Annotated in this window: 15 protein-coding genes; 9 read left to right on the forward strand and 6 right to left on the reverse strand. The window is 60.4% G+C overall.

The features are described from left to right. Positions 1 to 20: 20 nt before the first annotated feature. Positions 21 to 1487: an ATP-dependent RNA helicase RhlB gene (rhlB, locus tag FXO12_RS12630; RefSeq protein ID WP_034128699.1), complete on the forward strand. Its 1467-nt coding sequence runs from the start codon at positions 21 to 23 to the stop codon at positions 1485 to 1487. A gap of 143 nt (positions 1488 to 1630) precedes the next feature. Here the strand turns inward: rhlB and moaE are convergent, their stop codons facing one another. The 6 genes from moaE to FXO12_RS12660 all read right to left on the reverse strand — a co-directional run bounded on the left by moaE (position 1631) and on the right by FXO12_RS12660 (position 9860). Further along, complete coding sequence (gene moaE / locus FXO12_RS12635) at positions 1631 to 2080, reverse strand: molybdopterin synthase catalytic subunit MoaE (protein ID WP_054921052.1); 450 nt, start codon at positions 2078 to 2080, stop codon at positions 1631 to 1633. 2 nt (positions 2081 to 2082) lie between these two features. Further along, positions 2083 to 2325: a molybdopterin converting factor subunit 1 gene (moaD, locus tag FXO12_RS12640; protein WP_032903342.1), complete on the reverse strand. Its 243-nt coding sequence runs from the start codon at positions 2323 to 2325 to the stop codon at positions 2083 to 2085. Further along, positions 2322 to 2795: a cyclic pyranopterin monophosphate synthase MoaC gene (moaC, locus tag FXO12_RS12645; protein ID WP_034128701.1), complete on the reverse strand. Its 474-nt coding sequence runs from the start codon at positions 2793 to 2795 to the stop codon at positions 2322 to 2324. Before moaC ends, moaD begins: the two co-directional genes overlap by 4 nt. A 181-nt stretch (positions 2796 to 2976) precedes the next feature. Then, the gene (locus FXO12_RS12650) at positions 2977 to 6705 is read right to left on the reverse strand and encodes an autotransporter domain-containing protein (RefSeq protein WP_160049681.1); all 3729 of its coding nucleotides are present in this window, start codon (positions 6703 to 6705) and stop codon (positions 2977 to 2979) included. Positions 6706 to 7001: 296 nt separating this feature from the next. Next, positions 7002 to 8396 carry a PhoH family protein gene (locus tag FXO12_RS12655; RefSeq protein WP_005785025.1) on the reverse strand — a complete coding sequence of 465 codons (1395 nt, stop codon included), beginning with the start codon at positions 8394 to 8396 and terminating at the stop codon, positions 7002 to 7004. 339 nt (positions 8397 to 8735) lie between these two features. Beyond that, positions 8736 to 9860 carry a polysaccharide deacetylase family protein gene (locus FXO12_RS12660; protein ID WP_057976161.1) on the reverse strand — a complete coding sequence of 375 codons (1125 nt, stop codon included), beginning with the start codon at positions 9858 to 9860 and terminating at the stop codon, positions 8736 to 8738. A gap of 241 nt (positions 9861 to 10101) precedes the next feature. On the opposite strand from FXO12_RS12660, the gene yaaA reads away from it, so the two are divergent. From yaaA to FXO12_RS12700, 8 genes are all read left to right on the forward strand, one after another. Beyond that, on the forward strand, positions 10102 to 10881 hold the full coding sequence (gene yaaA, locus FXO12_RS12665) for a peroxide stress protein YaaA (RefSeq protein ID WP_034128704.1): 780 nt from the start codon (positions 10102 to 10104) through the stop codon (positions 10879 to 10881). A gap of 879 nt (positions 10882 to 11760) precedes the next feature. Then, entirely contained in the window at positions 11761 to 13077 is a 1317-nt protein-coding gene (locus tag FXO12_RS12670) for a nucleotide sugar dehydrogenase (RefSeq protein WP_034128705.1), read from the forward strand. A gap of 103 nt (positions 13078 to 13180) precedes the next feature. Beyond that, entirely contained in the window at positions 13181 to 14650 is a 1470-nt protein-coding gene (gene alg8 / locus FXO12_RS12675; protein ID WP_034128706.1) for a mannuronan synthase, read from the forward strand. 37 nt (positions 14651 to 14687) lie between these two features. After that, on the forward strand, positions 14688 to 15854 hold the full coding sequence (locus FXO12_RS12680) for an alginate biosynthesis protein Alg44 (protein WP_034128707.1): 1167 nt from the start codon (positions 14688 to 14690) through the stop codon (positions 15852 to 15854). A gap of 170 nt (positions 15855 to 16024) precedes the next feature. Further along, positions 16025 to 17404 (forward strand): alginate biosynthesis TPR repeat lipoprotein AlgK, encoded by a 1380-nt coding sequence (algK, locus tag FXO12_RS12685; protein WP_057976185.1) that lies wholly within the window; start codon positions 16025 to 16027, stop codon positions 17402 to 17404. Then, positions 17401 to 18891, forward strand: a complete 1491-nt coding sequence (locus FXO12_RS12690; protein ID WP_054921029.1) for an alginate export family protein — start codon at positions 17401 to 17403, stop codon at positions 18889 to 18891. The genes algK and FXO12_RS12690 overlap by 4 nt, the downstream gene beginning before the upstream one ends. Beyond that, positions 18891 to 20459 carry a mannuronan 5-epimerase AlgG gene (gene algG, locus FXO12_RS12695; protein ID WP_034128775.1) on the forward strand — a complete coding sequence of 523 codons (1569 nt, stop codon included), beginning with the start codon at positions 18891 to 18893 and terminating at the stop codon, positions 20457 to 20459. The genes FXO12_RS12690 and algG overlap by 1 nt, the downstream gene beginning before the upstream one ends. Before the next feature lie 11 nt (positions 20460 to 20470). Beyond that, positions 20471 to 21919: an alginate O-acetyltransferase gene (locus FXO12_RS12700; protein ID WP_054898947.1), complete on the forward strand. Its 1449-nt coding sequence runs from the start codon at positions 20471 to 20473 to the stop codon at positions 21917 to 21919. The last annotated feature ends 7 nt before the right edge of the window (positions 21920 to 21926 follow it).

A 21926-nucleotide genomic window follows, 5' to 3' on the forward strand; every position in this document is an offset into this window, starting at 1 on the left:
TTCCTTAATCAATTAATGAGATGACCGTGCTCAAAGCACTCAAGAAGATGTTCGGCAAAAGCGAGGCTGAGCCGCTCGCGCCTGTTCCCAGTGCTCCTGCCCCCAAGCCCGGCAACCGCAATGACGGTCAACAGCCCGGCCGGAACGCGCCCGCCGCCTCACCGAACAAAACCACGGTGACGCCGCCTGAACAGGTAAAGCCTGCCGCACCCGCCCCGGCGCCTGTGGCCAAGCCCCGTCGCGAACGTGCGCCCAAACCGCCCGTGACCCCCTGGAAACTCGAAGACTTCGTCGTCGAACCCCAGGAAGGCAAAACCCGCTTCCACGATTTCAAACTGGCCCCGGAACTGATGCACGCCATCCAGGACCTGGGTTTCCCGTACTGCACGCCCATCCAGGCACAAGTGCTGGGCTTCACCCTCGCGGGCAAAGACGCCATCGGCCGTGCCCAGACCGGCACCGGCAAGACCGCCGCGTTCCTGATCTCGATCATCACCCAGCTGTTGCAAACGCCGCCGCCCAAGGAACGCTACATGGGTGAACCGCGCGCGCTGATCATCGCCCCGACCCGGGAGCTGGTGGTGCAGATCGCCAAGGACGCCGCCGACCTGACCAAGTACACCGGCCTCAACGTGATGACGTTTGTGGGCGGCATGGACTTCGACAAGCAACTCAAGCACCTCGAAGCCCGTCATTGCGACATCCTCGTCGCCACCCCGGGCCGCCTGCTCGACTTCAATCAGCGTGGCGACGTGCACCTGGACATGGTCGAAGTGATGGTGCTGGACGAAGCCGACCGCATGCTCGACATGGGCTTTATCCCGCAAGTACGCCAGATCATTCGTCAGACGCCGCCGAAAACCGAGCGCCAGACCCTGCTGTTCTCCGCGACTTTCACCGAAGACGTGATGAACCTCGCCAAGCAGTGGACCACCGACCCATCCATCGTCGAGATCGAAGCACTCAACGTTGCCAGCGAAAACGTCGAGCAGCATATCTACGCCGTCGCCGGTGCCGACAAGTACAAGCTGCTCTACAACCTGGTCAACGACAACGGTTGGGAGCGCGTGATGGTCTTCGCCAACCGCAAGGACGAAGTGCGCCGCATCGAAGAACGCCTGGTGCGCGACGGCGTCAACGCTGCGCAACTGTCGGGTGATGTGCCGCAGCACAAGCGCATCAAGACCCTGGAAGGCTTCCGTGAAGGCAAGATCCGCGTGCTGGTGGCTACCGATGTAGCCGGTCGCGGTATTCACATCGACGGCATCAGCCACGTGATCAACTTCACCCTGCCGGAAGTACCGGACGACTACGTGCACCGCATCGGCCGTACCGGGCGTGCTGGGGCTGCGGGTGTGTCGATCAGCTTTGCGGGCGAAGATGACTCGTACCAGTTGCCGTCCATCGAGGCGTTGCTGGGGCGCAAGATCAGCTGTGAGACGCCGCCGACGCATTTGTTGCGCGCTGTAGAACGCAAACGCCCTTGAGCTGAAATGCGGTAAAAAATGTGGAAGCGGGCTTGTGTGGGAGCTGGCTTGCCTGCGATGCAGACACCTCGGTTTTTCAGTCACGCCGAGGTGATGCTATTGCAGGCAAGCCAGCTCCCACATGGGTTTCAGCGTCTGGCTGGCTACTTCCAGCGATCCGCTGCGGCGTGGTCACTGCTGCGCCCTTCTACCCAACGCGGGCCCTCACTGGTGTTCTCCTTCTTCCAGAACGGCGCCCGCGTCTTCAAGTAATCCATCACAAATGCACAGGCATCAAACGCTGCCTGCCGATGCGCACTGGCCGCGCCGACAAACACAATCGGCTCGCCCGGCTCCAGCGCGCCGATACGGTGCAGCACCTCCAGCTTGAGCAACGGCCAACGCTGCTCGGCTTCCACAGCGATCTTGCCCAGGGCCTTTTCGGTCATGCCGGGGTAGTGTTCCAGGAACATCCCTGACACGTCGCGCCCCTCATTGAAGTCGCGTACATAGCCGACAAAGCTCACCACCGCGCCCACGCCCACGTTGGCCGCGTGCATGGCGTTGACTTCGGCACCGGGATCAAAGGCTTCGACCTGCACACGAATGGCCATGGTCAGCCTCCGGTCACGGGTGGGAAGAAAGCGACTTCATCGCCGGCTTGCACCGGCTCGTCCAGGCTGCACAACTCCTCGTTGCGCGCACACATCAGGCTCGCTTCGTTGAGCACGGCGAATTCCGGGTCAGCAGCTAGCGCGAGGCGCACGGCATCAACACTGGCAAACTCACCTTCCATCTCCAGCGAGTCGAAACCCACCGCTTCGGCGTAGCGCGCAAAAAACAGTACGTTGATACTCATTGTTCATCCGCCTTGAAATGCCCGCTCTTACCGCCCAGTTTTTCCAGCAGGCGAATACTCTCAATGGTCATGCCGCGATCCACCGCCTTGCACATGTCGTAGATCGTCAGTGCCGCGACGCTGGCGGCGGTCAGGGCTTCCATCTCAACGCCGGTCTGGCCGGAGAGCTTGCAGCGCGCGAGGATATGCACAGCGTCTACGCCGTCGGCGCGCAGCTCCACCTTGACGCCGGTCAGCATCAACGGATGGCATAAGGGGATCAAGTCGCTGGTTTTTTTCGCCGCCTGAATCCCGGCAATGCGGGCCACGGCAAACACGTCGCCCTTGGGGTGGGCGCCGTCAACAATCATTTGCAGAGTGGCGGGCAACATGCGCACCCGCGCTTCGGCCACCGCCTCACGGAACGTCACGGCTTTTTCGGTGACGTCGACCATATGGGCGCGACCTTGGGAATCGAGATGAGTCAGCACAGGGATACTCCTGATCAGGAGCAGCGATTGTAAACCTGTGGGTCAAAATTTGCGCAGGGCTGTTTATCCCATCCTGTAGGAGCGAGCTTGCTCGCGAAAAACTCTCAGGCGCCGCGTTTACCCAGGGTGCACGCGTTATCGTTGACGTTTTTCGCGAGCAAGCTCGCTCCTACATTCAAGGTTAGAACCGGAAGCTAAACCCGGCATTGATCCCGTTGTTGTTGCCCCGGTTGGAGAGCAAGCCGCTGTAGTTCAACGACACCAGGGTGTCCTTGGTCAACGCCATTTGCGCACTGGCCTTGATCACCGCGCCATCCCTGGCCACAGGCACGCTGTTGACGGCGAAGGCCGTGTCACTGCCGGCAAACTTCAGAGAAGCTTCACGATCGGTATCACCAAACTGATGCTCCCAACCCAACTCACCGCGCAGGGTCACCGCCGAGGTGGACGTGAGCGGCAACTGAGTGTGGCCACGCACGCCCAGGGTGGAGAGCGTCGCGTCCTGGCCTTGCTTGCTGGCATGCAGGGCTGCGGCACCGCCTTTTTCCTTGAACGAGTCGCTTTGATAGTTCAGGTACGTGAGGTTGGCGAAGGGTTCAAGCAGGGTCCATTGGGTGTAACCGATCTCGGCAAACACTTGGTCGGTACGCGCGTTGTAGTCGGCCTTGGCATGGTCCGACTGATTGGCATAGGCCACCCGTCGCGAAGTGTCCAGGCGGTGCCAGGTGCTGGCACCGCCCAGGCGCAGGGCAATCGCCTCAAAGCGTTTGCCACCATAGACCGACAGGTGATAGTTGTCGCTGTCCGCCGACGCCGACTGGCCGTTGAGGTGGCTTTGGGTATAACCGGTGGCTGCGCCCACGCGCCAGCCGTCGTTCACCTCGGTGTCCAGGCCCAGCAGTACGCCGCTGGTGGACGAGGAGTAACCGCTGGCGTTGTTGTCACCACTGACGTTGTTGCGTCCACCGAGTAGCTGTACCCAGCCGCCGTTGTCACGGCTGTCGATCTGCGCGTTGGAGTCCAGTGCCTGCGCCTGTTGCAGGCGAGCGTTGACCGCTTCACGCAGGTAGCGGCTGTCGGCCATTTGCGCTGCGGCCACGTCCGAATGCAATTGCCCTGAAAGTTGCTTGAAGCCCTCCCGCGCCTGGGCGGCGGAATCCGATGACAGCAGGCTTTCGTAGACCGGGCTGCCAGCGCCCAATGTCTCGGCCACCGTCGCCACCGCACGCTCGTTGCGGGTTTGCGCGACACTGGCGAAGGTGGTCTGGTTGCGAGCTATCGCCAGGGTCAACTGATTCGGTTGATAGTTGAGCGCAGTGCCAATGAACAGGTAGTTGGGGGCGAACGCTGCAAACTGCCCCTGGATACCTTGGCTGGCGCTGAGGATATTGAACTGCTGGCCCAGCAAGCTGCACGCCTCGGTGGCGGTCAACAGGTTGGGGCTGTTCTCCAGGGACACGCTCACCACACCGCCATTGAGGGTCGCCACCCCGCTGCTCTGCAACTGGTCGCTGCGGCCATCGGCCCCGACTTCGACGACATACACCGAACCCGGGTTGAATGTGACGTCGCCGGTGCGCAGTGTGCCAATCGAATGCCCCGGGGCCACTCGCCCACCGTTGTTGACGGTCAAGGCACCCACCGTGCCGTTGCCGGCCAGGGTGCCGCCCAGTGTGGTCATCACGCGGTTATCGGCATTACGCGTGCCCAGGGCACTGCTATCTACCGTCACGGCAGAGGTCAATGCGCCGTCCACCGACAATTTGCCTCCGCGTACCCAGGTACTGCCCGAATAGCTGTTCTGGCCTTCCAGCACCAACTCGCCATCCCCGGACTTGACCAGGCTACCGACGTAGGTGCTGCCGGTGAGCACGTCCTGGCCGCGGGTGAGTGTTGCCTGCTCCCGGGCATGACCGATGTCGTATTCAAACTGATCGTCGGCCGAGGCATTGGCGGGCAGGCCATTGAGCCAGCCTTTTTGCTGCTTGGTGGCGGCCCAGGTCGCCTGCTCGGCAGCGTCTTCTACGCGGCGGGCGCGAATGGCTTCATCGGAAATCGGGTTGGCCCAGATATCTCGGGTACCGTTGGGCAACGCCACTGCCACAGCCCCGAGGAACTGCCCCGGCCCTTGCATGGCTTTTTGCAGGTTGGGCAAGCCCCAGCCACTGACCACACCTGGTACTTGTGGGACACCCGGCGCGGCATCGTGCACCGGTTGCAGGTTGTCGTAGGTGCGGCCTCCGGTCAGCTCGCCAACCGGCGTGTCCGGTCCATCCGGCGCCTGCAGGCTGGAGGTGGTCAGCAACACGTCCCGCGCCTGGTTGGGCGTCATATAGGGGAAGCGTTGCATCACCAACGCCAGGGCCCCGGAAACGCTCGGCGCAGCGGCCGAGGTGCCGTTGGCATTCGGGATAATTTCGCCCTCGGGGCCGGCAGACGGAATGCCCGACACGCCCATCACGCACCACCACTTGGAGGTACCGCAACGGTTGTAGACCTGGGCGCTAGTTTCGTCGTAGCCCGTGATGGAGAGGAACCTGCCTTCGATATCCGGCTTGAAAAACGGCAGGTTCGCATTGGTGTCCGGGTTGGCGCCGTGGCTGTCGTTGCCCGCCGAGATGATCTGGATGAATGTGTTTTGCCGGGCCGCATCAGCCATGGCGTCCATCCAGGTTTTGTGCCCGGCATGGGCCTTGTCCCAGAACGGGCGATAGGCGGCGGTCATGTCCTGCAGGTTTTGCGCGGCGCTGTCGCCGACGTTGCCGAAGTGGTTCTCCACGTCATCGCGCGAGCTCTGCCCCCAACTCTGGTTGACGATCGCCACGTTCTTCGCCGCCAGGGCGTTGTAGCTGGCCATGAATGCGTTGTAGTCGAGGTCGTTGGAGCCTTGGTAGCGGTCGTTGTCGCTGCCGCCAGTGTTGGCGACAAAAAGATTGGCGTCGAAGGCAATGCCGTGCATACCAGTGCCGTTGCGGTTGGCAGCCAGCACCCCGGACATTTCCGTGCCATGCCCGTCGTTGAACTCCGGGTCGTATTCCCCAGGGATACTGAAAGGCTCCCCCTGCTTGAACTCGCCGCTGGGTACTTCAAGGCGGTAGCGCGGATGGGTGGCGTAGTACTCGCCCGTGGAGGTCACCGCCTGCACCCGGTCCTGGCCCTGGGCATTTTTGCCCTGGAACTCGGAGTGTTCGGTGAGGATGCCCGAGTCGAGTACGCCGACATTCACCCCCTTGCCGGTGATGCCCAAGGCATAGGCGTAATACGCGTTGGTGCGGTCCAGGCCGGAATTGACCTGAGCTTCCGGGGTCTTCCAGGTTTGCGCGTTGGCACTCCAGTCACGGGTTGCGCCAGCCCAGGACTGGCCTGCGTTCAATTGCCCGCTCAGGTTGCTGCTCACGCCCGGCTCGACGTAGGTGAAAGGCTTGGCGGCCGGCAGGTTGGCGATAATGGCCTTGGAGAAGTCCAGAATATTGGTGGTGTAGCGGCCGCTGTTGCTGAACAGCCGGCTGCGGTAGTAATCCAGGCGCGAAGCGTAGTCCAGTGGCCGACGGGTGTCGCCGAGCATGGCGCCGATGGTCAGGTTCTCGGGTTGCAGCTCATAGTTTTGCTTGAGGGCCGAATCGAACTTGCCGGATTGGGCCGCGAAGTCCTTGGCCGCAAGATCGACAATATCCGCGTAGGCAAACCTGAGGTTTTTGTACACGGCAGTCTCAGGACCGAATGAGGCGACGGCTGTCCTGAACGCCGATTCCAATACCTGCGGGGTGTAAGGGTTGTCGTCTGCCCTGGCCACGGAACCGTGGCCCAGCCACAAGGCCAGGCCGAGTGCTATGGGTGTGAGGGGTGTGGTCTTGAAACGGGGGGTGCGATTGCGTTGCGACACAATGAAGCCATTACCTGCTACGTCCATTTTCCTTTCCCTTTGGATATATGCGTCATCAATGAGCGGTGTTTCGGGCTTTTGTAATAGGCAGGGTCACGGTGAAAACCCTGGACAGGTTTTCTAAACGTTCGTCGAATCAAGGAGGTGGTGTTCCGACGGGGTCTTGCAGTGTTCTTATAGTTTTTATCGCAAGAAAAAATGTAACAAAATAATTACAGAGACCACAAGCACCCGGGACGCGTTAACGCAGGCAAATGTCGCACAAAACAAAAACCCCGGACTTCGTGAAAAATCCGGGGCTTTTCGTCGCAGGTTCGCTGCAGTTACAGATGGGACTCGGCGTATTCAGCCAGAATCGAACGCGGTACCCCTTGCAGCGCAATGTGCACGCCGTTCGGGAAGTCCTTGAAGCGTTCCGTCAGGTAAGTCAGCCCGGAGCTGGTCGCGGACAGGTAAGGGGTGTCGATCTGCGCCAGGTTGCCCAGGCACACCACTTTGGAACCGGCGCCAGCACGGGTGATGATGGTTTTCATCTGGTGCGGCGTAAGGTTCTGGCATTCATCAATCAGAATCAGGCTCTGCTGGAAGCTGCGACCTCGGATGTAGTTGAGGGATTTGAACTGCAACGGCACTTTGCTGAGGATGTAGTCGACGCTGCCATGGGTGTTTTCGTCATCCATGTGCAAGGCTTCGAGGTTGTCGGTAATAGCCCCCAGCCACGGCTCCATTTTTTCCGCCTCGGTACCGGGCAGGAAACCGATTTCCTGGTCCAGGCCCTGCACGCTGCGGGTGGCGATGATGCGGCGATAGCGTTTGGTCACCATGGTCTGTTCGATGGCGGCGGCCAGGGCGAGGATGGTTTTCCCCGAACCTGCGGCGCCCGTCAGGTTGACCAGGTGAATGTCCGGATCGAGTAGCGCATACAGCGCCAGGCTCTGGTAGATATCACGCGGTTTCAGGCCCCAGGCTTCCTGGTGCAACAGGGGTTCCTGATGCAGGTCGAGGATCAGCAGCTTGTCGACCTGGATCTCTTTGATCCAGCCCACGAAGCCCTGTTCGTCGACGATGAACTCATTGATATGCACGGCCGGCAGGTTGTCGATCAGCTGTACCTGGTGCCAGGTGCGGCCGTGGTCCTGACGGGTTTCGACCTTGCTGACACGGTCCCAGAACGAGCCGGTCATCATGTGATAACCACGGGACAACATCGACACGTCGTCGACCAGTTGGTCGGTGCTGTAGTCCTCGGCAGCGATCCCACACGCTCGTGCCTTGAGGCGCATATTGATGTCTTTGGTCACCAGCACCACGCGCAGGTCCTTGTCGCGGGCGTGCAGGTCGATCAATTGGTTGATGATTTTGTTGTCGTTCAGGTTTTCCGGCAGCAGGCTGTTGGGCTCGCTGCGCTTGCTCATCAGGATCGACAGCAAGCCCTTGGGCCCGCTCTTGCCACGCTGGATGGGCACGCCGACCTCGACGTCCTCGGGCGAAGCTTCACCCAGGGTCTTGTCGATCAGGCGGATGGCCTGGCGGCATTCGGCGGCAACGCTGTGGTGGCCGCTTTTGAGTTTGTCGAGCTCCTCAAGCACGATCATCGGGATGGCGACGTGGTGTTCTTCGAAGTTCAGCAGTGCGTTTGGATCGTGGATCAATACGTTGGTATCAAGCACATAAAGGATTGGCTGGTCGGAAGAAGGGTTACGTCCATGATCATCCATACTCGGTCACCTTTGTGGGAGCCATTCGACGCAATACCTGGGCGGTGCTGCGCCTCGATTCGACCACCGAGTGCACCTGAGGGACGTCAAGTGCAGTGCCCACATGCGGAGTCTTGGAAGACGCCACCTGTGTTGCAGGTTTCGGCGGTCTGACTTCGTAATACCGCAAAACCCATGACAGGAAAAAGCACTTTGACGCTTTTTTGAAGTTTATTTTTCAGGATGACGAATAGCACTAGCCGAGTGCCATGTACCCCGTTAAAGTCGGAAGTCCGCCTGCATCGAAATGTTGCAGCAAATCGCCCCGAAAACACCCCATCCCCAGCAAAGCCGGGCACTTCATCGAAATGCCTCGCGACACTCCTGCCAACCCAAGCCACTCTGCGCCGTAGCCTGCAACACCATCGGCAATGCCACCCGCGCCTTGTCCTGGGTGTCGTGAAACACGATCACGCCTTTGCGCCAAAGCAGCATCAATGTCAGCACCCGTTGCGCCGACTCATCGGCCTTGAGCTTGCCCGGCTCGTCCTGGGAGTCGATGTCCCATAACGCCACTTGCAGGCCCTGTTGCTGGAAGAAGCCCTGGCTGTCCGCGCGGCGCTGCCCATACGGTGGGCGGAACAAGGGCACATAGTTTTCCGGCATCAGGTTCTGTACCAGCCCGGCACTGCGGGTGATGGAGCTTTGCCAGTCGACCCAATGGCTGTGGGAGCGGTACTGCCAGCCCTGAAGCCCCACGCACTGCCCTTGGTACAGCGCCTGCACATCGGCGGCGGAACTGCGCTCCACACGGGTTTGCAAGCTGCTGCCAAGGACAAAGAACGTCGCGTTCATCTTTTGCTTGCGCAGGTAATCGGTGAGCCAGTCGGTATTGCCGCTGACAGGTGCAGGGCCACCGTCGAAGGTCAGTAAAAACATCCGGTCATTGAGTTCATCACCGTTGCGCTCATGATCGCCAAAGCGCGCCACTTCACTGCTGATCTGCGGAAACAGCGCGGCCTTGCGCAACAACTCGTCCAGATAGCGTGCGTGAAAGTGCCGGCTGGGGGCGGCCCAGCCTATATAGAAAGAGTTGTCACTGACCTCGAACTTGCCGGCCTGCTCACGCAGGTCGTCCATGTTTTCCACCAGGTAGCAGAACGAGGCGTCTTCTTCGCAGCTCTGCTGGGCGAATGTGTAGTTCTCCAACAGCCGTTGCCAGAGCTGGCGACGCAGGTCGCCGATGGCGGCCAGGTTGATGTTCTTCAGCCCCAGGCGTTGCTTGAGCGCCGCGTCGTCCAGGGCTTCGCTGGCGAGCAGGCCGTGGGCGAACATCAGGATCTCCGCACGCGAAGCCACATCGAACAGCGCCGGGCTGGCGAGTTTTTCCGGCCAGGTACCACGGTCCAGGCTGGCGACATCCACCGGCGCGGCCTGGGCATTCAGGCACAGCAGGCAAGCGGACAATAAAAGCGCTAATCGCACACGAGGTCTCCCTCTACAGAGTTACCGCCCATCATAGCGGACTGGTCCGCCCTTTTTGTGTAGGAGCGAGCTCGCTCGCGAAAAACGTCCGGGCACCGCGTCTATTCAGTCTGCCAGCATTCTCGTTGACGACTTTCGCGAGCAAGCTCGCTCCTACAAAAACCGGGGCCTATCGGCTTGATAGGTGGAGTCGAACGCTCCAACCCCCTAGAATCCCCCCACGATTCCAGGAGCCAACTTCATGCTGATGGTGATTTCCCCCGCCAAAACCCTCGACTTCGAGTCCAAGCCGGTCACTGCGCGCTTCACCCAGCCGCAGTACCTGGACCACTCCCAGGAACTGATCGAGCAACTGCGCGAACTGAGCCCGGCGCAAATCAGTGAGTTGATGCACGTCTCCGACAAGATCGGTGGCCTCAACGCCGCGCGTTTCGGCAGTTGGACGCCGGCCTTCACTCCGGCCAACGCCAAGCAGGCGCTGCTGGCGTTCAAGGGCGATGTGTATACCGGCCTGAATGCCGAGACTTTCAGCGAGGCCGATTTCAGCTATGCCCAGGACCATCTGCGTATGCTCTCGGGCCTGTACGGCCTGCTGCGTCCGCTGGACCTGATGATGCCGTATCGCCTGGAGATGGGCACCAAGCTGGCCAACGCCCGCGGCAAGGACCTTTACGCGTTCTGGGGCACACGCATCAGCGAATGGTTGAATGAAGCCCTGGCCGAGCAAGGCGACGATGTGCTGCTCAACCTGGCGTCCAATGAGTATTTTTCGGCGGTCAAGCGCACGGCCTTGAACGCGCGGATCATCAATACCGAGTTCAAGGACCTGAAGAACGGCCAGTACAAGATCATCAGCTTCTACGCGAAAAAAGCTCGGGGCATGATGAGCCGGTTTGTGATTGAAGAACGCATCAACGATCCGGCCCAGCTCAAGCAGTTCGATGTACAGGGCTATCGCTTCAATGCGGAGCAGTCCAAGCCGGATAACCTGGTGTTTTTGCGCGATCACGCACCGGAATAAGGCCTGTACAGCCACCAACATCAACTGTGGGAGCTGGCTTGCCTGCGATAGCGGAGGGTCAGCCGACTCACATGTCGCTGATACACCGCTATCGCAGGCAAGCCAGCTCCCACATTTTTTGCCTGCATTTCACCCCACCAATCGTCATTTATTTGACGTCAAAAAACATCAAGACACATCTCTAACAATTTCTTCACTCGACACTCGTCGGTTTTTTTCGTAGTGGCACCACTTTTTTTTAACGGTAGTGGCACAAAACTATCCTCTCGCACCAACTCCCCACAACTACTGGCCTAAATAGCAAGTGCTATCAATATAGTACTAGTGCCATCTTTTCTAATATTTCAAAAAATTTCCGGAAAGGGGATGAGCGGCCCGGAACTTCGTCCTGAAGCACCGCTCATACCACCGGTAACGAAATTCTCTGTTTACGTAAGAGATGACTTACATACCGACCAATGGAAGTAGCCAAGTTGTCATAAAGCACTTTGGCTCGAGGGTCATATCATCAACTGATTGAGTTGAGGGCGGCGATAAGGACTCATTGCCAACCCCCTAAAGGCCAAGGCAGCGCTGACCTAAATGAGCCAGTGTTAACACCCAAGGCATTGATATCAAAAGGCTTCTCGCCCGTATCAAAGCCCTGTGGCACTGGCGCTGGACCCTTCCGCCATGGAAAACCGGCTGCATTTCAGGGCAAGCCCCAATAACAAGGCCACGTTGCGCACAACTTGAGTGCAATAGTTAGTCACTCGCTATTTAACATGCCTGCACGCGGTAAGTCGGCGTCTATTCGCCTAACTTTCGCGGCATCAGTGACGCTTGCAAACATGAACTCCGGCCATCTAATGGCATGATTTAAACATAGAGGTAATTGCGATGCGCATCAGCATATTTGGTTTGGGTTACGTTGGCGCCGTGTGTGCCGGTTGCCTGTCTGCCCGTGGCCATGAAGTGGTCGGCGTAGACATCTCCAAGGACAAGATCGACCTGATCAATGCGGGTAAATCCCCCATCGTTGAACCGGGTCTGGGCGAACTGTTGAGCCAAGGCATCGCAACCGGTCGACTGCGCGGTACCACCAACTTCGCCGAAGCCATCCGCGACACCGACCTGTCGATGATCTGCGTCGGTACGCCGAGCAAGAAGAACGGCGACCTGGAACTGAACTACATCGAGTCGGTATGCCGCGAGATCGGTTTTGTACTGCGTGACAAGACCACCCGCCACACCGTCGTGGTGCGCAGCACCGTACTGCCGGGCACCGTGGCCAACGTGGTAATCCCGATCCTCGAAGACTGCTCCGGCAAGAAAGCCGGTGTTGATTTCGGCGTCGCGGTCAACCCGGAATTCCTGCGTGAATCCACCGCCATCGCCGACTACGACCTGCCACCGATGACCGTTATCGGCGAGTTCGACAAAGCCTCCGGCGACGTCCTGCAGTCGCTGTACGAAGAACTCGACGCGCCGATCATCCGCAAGGACATCGCCGTTGCCGAGATGATCAAGTACACCTGCAACGTATGGCACGCCACCAAAGTCACCTTCGCCAACGAGATCGGCAACATCGCCAAGGCCGTCGGCGTTGACGGTCGTGAAGTGATGGAAGTGGTCTGCCAGGACAAGACCCTCAACCTGTCCCAGTACTACATGCGCCCAGGCTTCGCTTTCGGCGGTTCGTGCCTGCCAAAAGACGTGCGTGCCCTGACCTACCGCGCCGGCTCCCTGGACGTGGAAGCACCGTTGCTCAACTCGCTGATGCGCAGCAACGAATCCCAGGTGCAGAACGCCTTCGACATCGTCTCCAGCCACGACAAGCGCAAAGTCGCCCTGCTGGGCCTGAGCTTCAAGGCCGGTACCGATGACCTGCGTGAAAGCCCATTGGTAGAACTGGCGGAAATGCTGATCGGCAAGGGCTACGACCTGAGCATCTATGACAGCAACGTCGAGTACGCCCGTATGCACGGCGCGAACAAGGACTACATCGAAGGCAAGATCCCGCACGTGTCGTCCCTGCTCAACTCGGACTTCGACGAAGTGATCAACAACTCCGACGTGATCATCCTCGGTAACCGTGACGAGAAGTTCCGCGCCCTGGCGCACGAAGCCCCGCACGGCAAGCAAGTGGTCGACCTGGTGGGCTTCATGTCCAAGGCCACCAGCGTGAGCGGCCGTACCGAAGGTATTTGTTGGTAAGGAGCAGCGGCTAGTTTCAAGCGGCAAGCTGCAAGTTAGAAGCGCTGGTTTTCGGCTTGTAGCTTGTGGCTTGCCGCCCGACTTCTCTGTGACGGACGCGAATATGCAACGGTTAAACCAAGCGACTGGCTGGCTACTATTTCTGGGGCTTTTAGCGCTTCTAGCTCTGGCTCTGCCAGCCAGCACCTTCGATTCGCAATCGAAGAATTTTATTTTCCTGATTGGTGCCGTGGGTATCTGGCGCTACTCGATGGGCGCGACGCATTTCTTTCGCGGCATGCTGTTCCTGTATGTGGTGTACCCGCACCTGCGCCGCAAAGTGCGCAAGCTGGGCAAGGCCGCCGACCCGTCCCATGTGTTCCTGATGGTCACCAGTTTTCGTATCGACGCGCTGACCACCGCCCAGGTCTACAGCTCGGTGATTCGCGAAGCTATCGACTGCGGCTTCCCGACCACCGTGGTGTGCTCGCTGGTGGAAATGTCCGATGAGCTGCTGGTGAAAAGCCTCTGGGAAAAGATGAACCCGCCGGCTCACGTCAAGCTCGACTTCGTGCGCATCGCTGGTACCGGCAAGCGTGACGGCCTGGCCTTCGGTTTTCGCGCCATCTCGCGCCACCTGCCGGACGACCGCGCCGTGGTCGCCGTGATCGATGGCGACACCGTGCTGGCCGAAGGCGTGGTGCGCAAGACCGTGCCGTGGTTCCAGCTGTTCGGCAATGTCGGTGGCCTGACCACCAACGAATTCTGCGAAGTGCGCGGCGGCTACATCATGAGCGAATGGCACAAGCTGCGCTTCGCCCAACGTCACATCAACATGTGCTCCATGGCCCTGTCCAAGCGCGTGCTGACCATGACCGGGCGCATGTCGGTATTCCGCGCCAGCGTAGTGACTGACCCGGGCTTTATCGCCGACGTGGAAAGCGACTCGCTGCAACACTGGCGCCTGGGCCGCTTCAAGTTCCTCACCGGGGATGACAAGTCCAGCTGGTTCAGCCTGATGCGCCTGGGCTACGACACCTTCTACGTGCCGGACGCCGCCATCAACACCGTGGAACACCCGCCGGAAAAGAGCTTTATCAAGGCCAGCCGCAAGCTGATGTTCCGCTGGTACGGCAACAACCTGCGCCAGAACTCCCGTGCCCTGGGCCTGGGCGTGCGTCGCCTCGGCCTGTTCACCAGCGTGGTGCTGTTCGACCAGCGCGTATCGATGTGGACCTCCCTGCTCGGCCTGACCGTGGCCATGATCGCCACCTTCAAGTACGGCGGCGCGTTCATCCTCGCCTACCTGCTATGGATCGGCATTACCCGCCTGATCCTCACCCTGCTGTTGTCGTGCTCCGGCCACAAGATCGGCCCGGCCTACCCGCTGATTCTCTATTACAACCAGATCATGGGCGCGTTGGTGAAGATCTACGTGTTCTTCCGCCTTGATCAACAGTCCTGGACCCGCCAGGACACCAAACTGACCCGCGATTTGGCCAGCTTTCAACGTTGGTTCAACACCTGGTCGTCTCGGACCATGACCTTCTCCGCCGGCAGCATCTTCGTTGCCGTGTTGCTGATGATGGTCTGACCCTGCCAAGCCTGAATTAACCTAGGAATTACACCCGATGAATAGCCAAGTAAACGCCAACGTTGTCCACGAATCCGAAGCCCAGCGCCAACACGCCCGGGTGAAAATCCCGGCCAAGCTGCGCTTCTTCAACAGCGACCGCACGCCGACCGAAGCAAAGGTTATCGACCTGTCCGCCGGCGGCCTGGCTTTCACCGCTACCCAGCCGCTCACCATCGGCCAAGTGCACAAGGGCCGCCTGCAGTTCGTGATCGACAACCTCGGCCTGGCCATGGACGTGGAGCTGCAGATTCGCTCCTACGACCGCCAGACCGGCCGCACCGGTTGCCAGTTCCAGAACCTCGATGCCCAGGATATTTCTACCCTGCGCCACCTGATCACCTCGCACCTGTCCGGTGACATCGTGACCATGGGCGACGTACTCGCGACCCTGCAACGCGACAACTTCACCAAGGCACGCAAGGTCAAGGACGGCGGCAGCGGCATGACCGCGTTCGGTCGCCTGCGCGCCGTGACCTTCAGCCTGGCGATCTTCCTGGTGGGCCTGGCGGCCTTCGGTTTTGTGGTCAAGTCGCTCTACGGCATGTACTTCGTCAGCCACGCCCAGGCCGGCCTCGTCAGCGTACCGGGCATGAACGTGACCATGCCCCGTGACGGCACCGTGCAAAGCCTGCTCAAGGGTGATTCGGTAGCAGCCAAGGGCGCGCCGCTGGCGACTTTCAGCACCAGCATGCTCGATGTACTCAAGGGCCACCTGGACGAAGACCAGTTGCAACCGGCCAAGGTCGAAGAACTGTTCGGCAAGCAAATGACCGGCACCCTGACTTCGCCGTGCGATTGCGTGGTGGCCCAGCAACTGGTCGCCGACGGCCAGTACGCCAGCAAGGGCGATGTGATCTTCCAACTGGTGCCGCGTGGCAGCCAGGCTAATGTGGAAGCACGCTTCACCTACCGCCAGTTTGGCGATGTACGCCCAGGTACGCCGGTGAGCTTTCAGGTCGCCGATGAAGAACAGGTTCGCACCGGCACCATCGTCAGCAGCACCAGCCTGAACAGCGCCGACCTGTCCTCCGACATCCGCGTGCAGATCAAGCCTGATGCACCACTGGACAGCACCTACGCCGGCCGCCCGGTGGAAGTCACCAGCGACCGTGGCCCATCGCTGAACTGGCTGATCGACAAAGCCATGGCTCACGGTCTGTAAGCGAGGACATGCCTGTGATGACTCTCTCAAAAACACCACAATCCCTGTGGGAGCGGGCTTGCTGTGGCGAGGGAGCTTGCTCCCGCTCGACAGCGCAGCTGGAGCCGGCTTTTGGGGGCGCTGCGCACCCCAGCGGGAGCAAGCTCCCTCGCCACAAAGGCAGTGCCCACATTGGTTCGGTAGCGTTGATCGCCCTAGCAATCAGCCTGGCCGGTTGCGCCGGCCTGCCCGACCAGCGCCTGGCCAACGAAGCCCTCAAGCGCGGCGACACCGTCACCGCGCAGCAGAATTACCAGCAACTGGCAGACCTGGGCTACAGCGAGGCCCAGGTGGGCCTGGCCGATATCCAGGTCGGCACCCGTGACCCCGCGCAAATCAAACAGGCCGAAGCCACCTACCGTGCGGCGGCAGATACGTCGCCGCGTGCCCAGGCACGCCTGGGTCGCCTGTTGGCGGCCAAGCCCGGCGCCACTGAGGCCGAACACCATGAAGCCGAAAGCCTGCTGAAAAAAGCCTTTGCCAATGGTGAAGGCAATACCTTGATCCCGCTGGCAATGCTGTACCTGCAATACCCACACAGCTTTCCCAACGTGAATGCCCAACAGCAGATCAGCCAATGGCAGGCGGCGGGTTACCCGGAGGCCGGCCTGGCCCAGGTGCTGCTGTATCGCACCCAGGATACCTATGATCAGCACCTGGATGATGTGGAGCGCATCTGCAAAGCCGCGCTGAACACCACCGATATCTGCTACGTGGAACTGGCCACGGTCTATCAGAAAAAACAGCAGCCGGAACAACAGGCCGAACTGCTCAAGCAAATGGAAGCAGGCGTCAGCCGTGGCACCGTGACTGCGCAGCGCGTCGACAGCGTGGCCCGCGTACTCGGCGATGCCACCCTCGGTACCCCGGACGAAAAAACTGCCCAGGCATTGCTGGAAAAAATCGCCCCTGGCTACCCGGCGTCCTGGGTCAGCCTGGCGCAACTGCTCTACGACTTCCCCGAACTGGGCGATGTCGACCAGATGATGAAGTACCTCGACAACGGCCGTGCCGCCGACCAGCCACGCGCCGAATTGCTGCTGGGCAAGCTCTACTACGAAGGCAAGTGGGTGCCGGCCGATGCCAAGGCTGCCGAGGCGCATTTCGAGAAAGCCGTGGGCCGTGAAGTGGCCGCCGATTACTACCTCGGCCAGATTTACCGCCGTGGCTACCTGGGCAAGGTCTACCCGCAAAAAGCCCTCGACCACCTGCTGACCGCAGCGCGCAACGGCCAGAACAGCGCCGACTTCGCCATTGCCCAACTGTTTTCCCAAGGCAAGGGCACCAAGCCCGACCCGTTGAACGCCTATGTCTTCAGCCAACTGGCCAAGGCCCAGGACACGCCAGAGGCCAATGACCTGGCCACCCAGCTCGAAGCGCCGCTGACGCCTGAGCAACGCGCCGAAGGCCAACGCCTGGTGCAACAGGAACTGGCCGCCCGCGGCACCCTGGCCCAAAGCACGCTGCAACTGCACGCCCTGCAAGAAGAAGACGGCGAGGAATCCCTATGAAGCTCAACCCATTCGTCAAGGCCGGTATCGGCCTGACCTTCGCCCTGCTGTGGTCTTGCCCGACCCTGGCCGCGCTCACCGAAGCCAAGAACTTCGGCCTGGAAGTCAAAGCCACCGCGCAGTCTGAAGATGACCGCGACCTCGGCACCCAGAAAGGCGGTGACGTCAACGGCATCGGCCTCGACCTGCGCCCCTGGATCTACGGCGAAAGCGGCGCATGGAGCGCCTACGCCATGGGCCAGGCAGTGGTTTCCAGCGATATCATCGAGACCGACACCCTGCAACAGTCGGCCGATGACACCACCGAGCAGCAGTCGAGCAACGACGACCGCAAGGCCAAGAAAAACTACCTGGCCCTGCGTGAGTTCTGGGTCGGCTACAGCGGCTTCACGCCCTACCCCGGCGAGATCCTCAAGTTCGGCCGCCAGCGCCTGCGCAATGACGACGGCCAATGGCGCGACACCAACATCGAAGCGTTGAACTGGACCTTCGACACCACCTTGCTCAAGGCCAACGTCGGCGCTGCCGAACGTTTCAGCGAATACCGCACCGACCTCAAGGAACTGTCGCCGGTCGACAAAGACCGCCAGCACTTCTACGCCGACGCTGCCTACCAGTGGACGCCGGGCCAGTGGATCGGCGTGCGCGGCCACCACACCCATGACGACGGCAAGCTCGACTACGCCGAACCGGGTGTCGCCAGCGACCCGTTGGACAAGCGCGAAAACGGCGACCTGACCTGGCTGGGCATCGAAGCCAACAGCGACGCCTACAACTGGCGCAACACCAACACCGTCAACTACTGGGCAAGCATCACCGGCATGCGCGGCGACCGCGACAAGGTCAACGCCTTGAACGCTGACGGCACACGCCCCACCAGCGCCAAGCGCAGCGATGACCTGAGCGGCTGGGCCACCGATATCGGCGTGCGCCTGCGCCTGGATCCGCAGTGGCAAGTGGGTGCCGCGTACTCGCGCGCCAGTGCCGAGTACGAACAGAACGGCCTGCAAAGCAACCGTTCGAACTGGACCGGCACCCAGTCCCGCGTGCATCGCTTCGGTGAAGCGTTTCGCGGTGAAATGAACAACATGCAGTCCATGAGCCTGTTCGGTTCCTGGCAACTGCGCGAGGACTACGACGCCAGCCTGGTGTACCACAAGTTCTGGCGCGTGGACGGCAACAAGCCGGTGGGCAGCAACGGCATCGACGCGGTGCAGAACAACACCGATGACGTCACCGGCGCGATCCTCTCCAGCACCTCCCTGCCCCTTGAAGACGGCAAGAAAGACCTCGGCCAAGAAATGGACCTGGTGGTCACCAAGTACTTCAAGAAAGGCTTGCTGCCAGCCGCGCTGAGCCAGTCGATCGACGAGCCTTCAGCCCTGGTGCGTTTGCGTGCCGGTGTGTTCAAGCCCGGCGATGCCTATGGCAGCCAGGTCGACTCCTACATGCACCGCGCGTTTGTCGACGTGGTCTGGAAATTCTGATGGGAGCCTGCGCCATGAATGCTCAAAGCCTACTCGTCGCGGCAATGCTGATGGCCAGCGCCACAGCGTTTGCCGATACGGCGGCCAAGGCGCCGATCATCGCCAAGGAACTGCAACAGGCCAAAACCTACACCATCTCCAGCCCGCCCACCGCGCCGCTGGAAATGGCCAAGCCGGCGCTGCCCGACCTGTCGGGCTACACCGCGCAGGCGATGGAAAAGAAAATCGTCAAGGCCAAAGCCGGCAAAATCAGCATCCGCCGCATGATGCAGGAAGACGCACTCAAGGACTTTATCGGCGGCGATAACAAGATGGCCGAATGGGTAGTGCGCCAACACGGCATTCCCCAGGCGATCTTTGTCGACGACGGCTACATGAACCTCAAGGACCTGCTGGGCAAGGTGCCCAAGCAGTACTTCAGCGAAACGTCGCCGGGCGTGTTCCTGGCCAAGTTGCCGATCGTGGTGGGCCGTAAAGGCATCCTCGATATCGACAAAAACACCCAGGAACTGCGCCTGTCCCAGCAAGCCGGCTCATTTTTGATCAATGACGGCCAGCTGTTCGTGCGTGACACCAAGGTCACCGGCTGGGATGAAAAAACCAACGGCCCGGCGCTGTTCAAGTCGGCCAAGGAATTCCGCCCGTTCCTGCTGGCCTGGGGCGGCACCGAGACCTATATCTCCAAGACCAAGATGGCCAGCTTCGGCTACGCCAACAGTAAGTCGTACGGGGTGAGTATTTCCCAGTACACGCCGAACATGGCCAAGGTGCTCAAGCGCCCCGAGCCGACCGGTTGGATCATCGACTCCGAGTTCTCGGACATGTGGTACGGCTTCTACTGCTACGAGACCACAGGCTTTGTGATCAAGGGCAATACCTACAAAGACAACATCGTCTACGGCATTGACCCCCATGACCGCTCCCACGGCCTGATCATCGCGGACAACACCGTGTACGGCACCAAAAAGAAACACGGCATCATCATTTCCCGGGAAGTGAACGACAGCTTCATCTTCAACAACCGCAGCTACGACAACAAGCTCTCGGGCCTGGTGATCGACCGTAACAGCGTGAACAACCTGATCGCCGACAACGAGATCTACCGCAACCACACCGACGGCATCACCCTCTATGAGAGCGGCGACAACCTGCTGTGGGGCAACAAGGTGATCAGCAACCGTCGCCACGGGATCCGCGTGCGTAACAGCGTGAACATCAAGCTCTACGAAAACACCTCGATGGCCAACGGGCTAACCGGCGTGTATGGCCACATCAAGGACTTGACCGACACCGACCGCGACATCGCCCTCGACCCGTTCGATGCCAAGGTGTCGCTGATCGTGGTTGGCGGTGAACTGGCGGGTAACGGCAGCGGGCCGCTGTCTATCGACTCGCCGTTGAGTATCGAGCTGTATCGCGTGTCGATGCTGGCGCCGACCAAATCCAGCGGTATCAGCTTCTCCGGCATCCTGGGTGACCGCCAGGAAGAAATTCTCGACCTGCTGGTGCGCCAGCAGAAAGCCGTGCTGATCGACCCCGTCGAACGCCAGACCGAATTGCAGGACTGAGGATGACCCTTATGCACCCACACATGATCAAACTGCTGAGCCTCTCGGGTCTGACCCTCGGCCTGCTGGCGGCCAGCCAGGGCGTACGCGCCGATGAAGTCAAAGCTCCGACCTTCACCGCCGAACCGTGCTGCAGCCTGTGCCCGGCCGCCCATGACGCCAAGAACTACACCACGCGCTACCAGCAGAACTTCACCACCTTGGTGCAAGCCCAGGGCGACTGGCTGTTCCGTACCCAGGAAGACCTGCGCACCGAGTTCGACACCACCCCGGCCGGCTACAAGCGCATGCAGCAGTTGCACGATGCGTTCAAGAGCAAGGGCGTGGAACTGGTGGTGGTCTACCAGCCGACCCGTGGCCTGGTGAACCGCAACAAGCTCAACCCTGAGGAAAAGGCCAAGTACGATTTCGACAAGGCCCTGACCAACTACAAAACCATGCTCGGGCGTTTCGCCAAGATGGGCTACGTGGTGCCAGACCTGTCGCCGCTGACCAACGAGCAACTGCCGGATGAGTTGCCGGCCCACGATTTCTACTTCCGTGGCGACCAGCACTGGACCCCGTACGGCGCCCAGCGCACCGCGAAAATCGTCGCGGCCAAGGTCAAGCAGATGCCGGAATATGCCGAGATTCCCAAGCGTGAATTCGAGACCAAGCGCTCGGGCCGCATGGGCAAGACCGGCACCCTGCACAACATGGCCGGGCAACTGTGCGGCACCAGCTATGCGATCCAGTACATGGACCAGTTCACCACCGAGCCCAAGGGCGAAGCCGGTGACGGCGACCTGTTCGGCGATTCGGGCAACCCGCAGATCACCCTGGTGGGCACCAGCCACAGCGGCAAGAACTACAACTTCGCCGGCTTCCTGGAAGAAGAAATCGGCGCTGACATCCTCAACGTCGCCTTTCCCGGCGGTGGCCTGGAAGGCTCGATGCTGCAGTACCTGGGCAGCGATGAATTCCAGAAGAGCCCACCGAAGATCCTGATCTGGGAATTCTCGCCGCTGTACCGCCTCGATCAGGAAACCATCTACCGCCAGATGATGGCGCTGCTGGACAACGGCTGCGAAGGCAAGACCGCGCAGATGTCGGCCAGCACCACGCTCAAACCGGGCAAAAACGAACTGATGGTCAACAGCGCGAACAAAGACCTGCGCAACGCCAACCATCAGGTCGATATCCGCTTCGCCGATCCGTCGGTGAAAACCTTGCAAGCCACCCTCTGGTACATGAACGGGCGCCACGAGGACATCAAGATCGAGAAACCCGAAACATCCGATACAGACGGGCGTTTCGCCTTTGAACTGCGCACCGATGAAGACTGGGCCTCGCAGAACTTGCTGGCCGTGGAAGTGCAGGGCCCCGAAGCGGGCACTGCGGCGCAGAAGGTTGAAGCGAAAATTTGCACACGCAACGTATTCCCAAGCGGTGGTCAGCAGACCGCCCAACTCGGGAAGTGAGGTTACT

Source organism: Pseudomonas sp. J380 (assembly GCF_009827115.1).
Taxonomy (GTDB): domain Bacteria; phylum Pseudomonadota; class Gammaproteobacteria; order Pseudomonadales; family Pseudomonadaceae; genus Aquipseudomonas; species Aquipseudomonas paracarnis.

What these genes read in the sequence shown, in the direction of transcription:
- rhlB (WP_034128699.1), top strand. Translation starts at nt 21, where the DNA reads ATGACCGTGCTCAAAGCACTCAAGAAGATGTTCGGCAAAAGCGAGGCT.
- moaE (WP_054921052.1), bottom strand. Translation starts at nt 2,080, where the DNA reads ATGGCCATTCGTGTGCAGGTCGAAGCCTTTGATCCCGGTGCCGAAGTC.
- moaD (WP_032903342.1), bottom strand. Translation starts at nt 2,325, where the DNA reads ATGAGTATCAACGTACTGTTTTTTGCGCGCTACGCCGAAGCGGTGGGT.
- FXO12_RS12650 (WP_160049681.1), bottom strand. Translation starts at nt 6,705, where the DNA reads ATGGACGTAGCAGGTAATGGCTTCATTGTGTCGCAACGCAATCGCACC.
- FXO12_RS12655 (WP_005785025.1), bottom strand. Translation starts at nt 8,396, where the DNA reads ATGGATGATCATGGACGTAACCCTTCTTCCGACCAGCCAATCCTTTAT.
- yaaA (WP_034128704.1), top strand. Translation starts at nt 10,102, where the DNA reads ATGCTGATGGTGATTTCCCCCGCCAAAACCCTCGACTTCGAGTCCAAG.
- FXO12_RS12670 (WP_034128705.1), top strand. Translation starts at nt 11,761, where the DNA reads ATGCGCATCAGCATATTTGGTTTGGGTTACGTTGGCGCCGTGTGTGCC.
- alg8 (WP_034128706.1), top strand. Translation starts at nt 13,181, where the DNA reads ATGCAACGGTTAAACCAAGCGACTGGCTGGCTACTATTTCTGGGGCTT.
- FXO12_RS12680 (WP_034128707.1), top strand. Translation starts at nt 14,688, where the DNA reads ATGAATAGCCAAGTAAACGCCAACGTTGTCCACGAATCCGAAGCCCAG.
- FXO12_RS12690 (WP_054921029.1), top strand. Translation starts at nt 17,401, where the DNA reads ATGAAGCTCAACCCATTCGTCAAGGCCGGTATCGGCCTGACCTTCGCC.
- algG (WP_034128775.1), top strand. Translation starts at nt 18,891, where the DNA reads ATGGGAGCCTGCGCCATGAATGCTCAAAGCCTACTCGTCGCGGCAATG.
- FXO12_RS12700 (WP_054898947.1), top strand. Translation starts at nt 20,471, where the DNA reads ATGCACCCACACATGATCAAACTGCTGAGCCTCTCGGGTCTGACCCTC.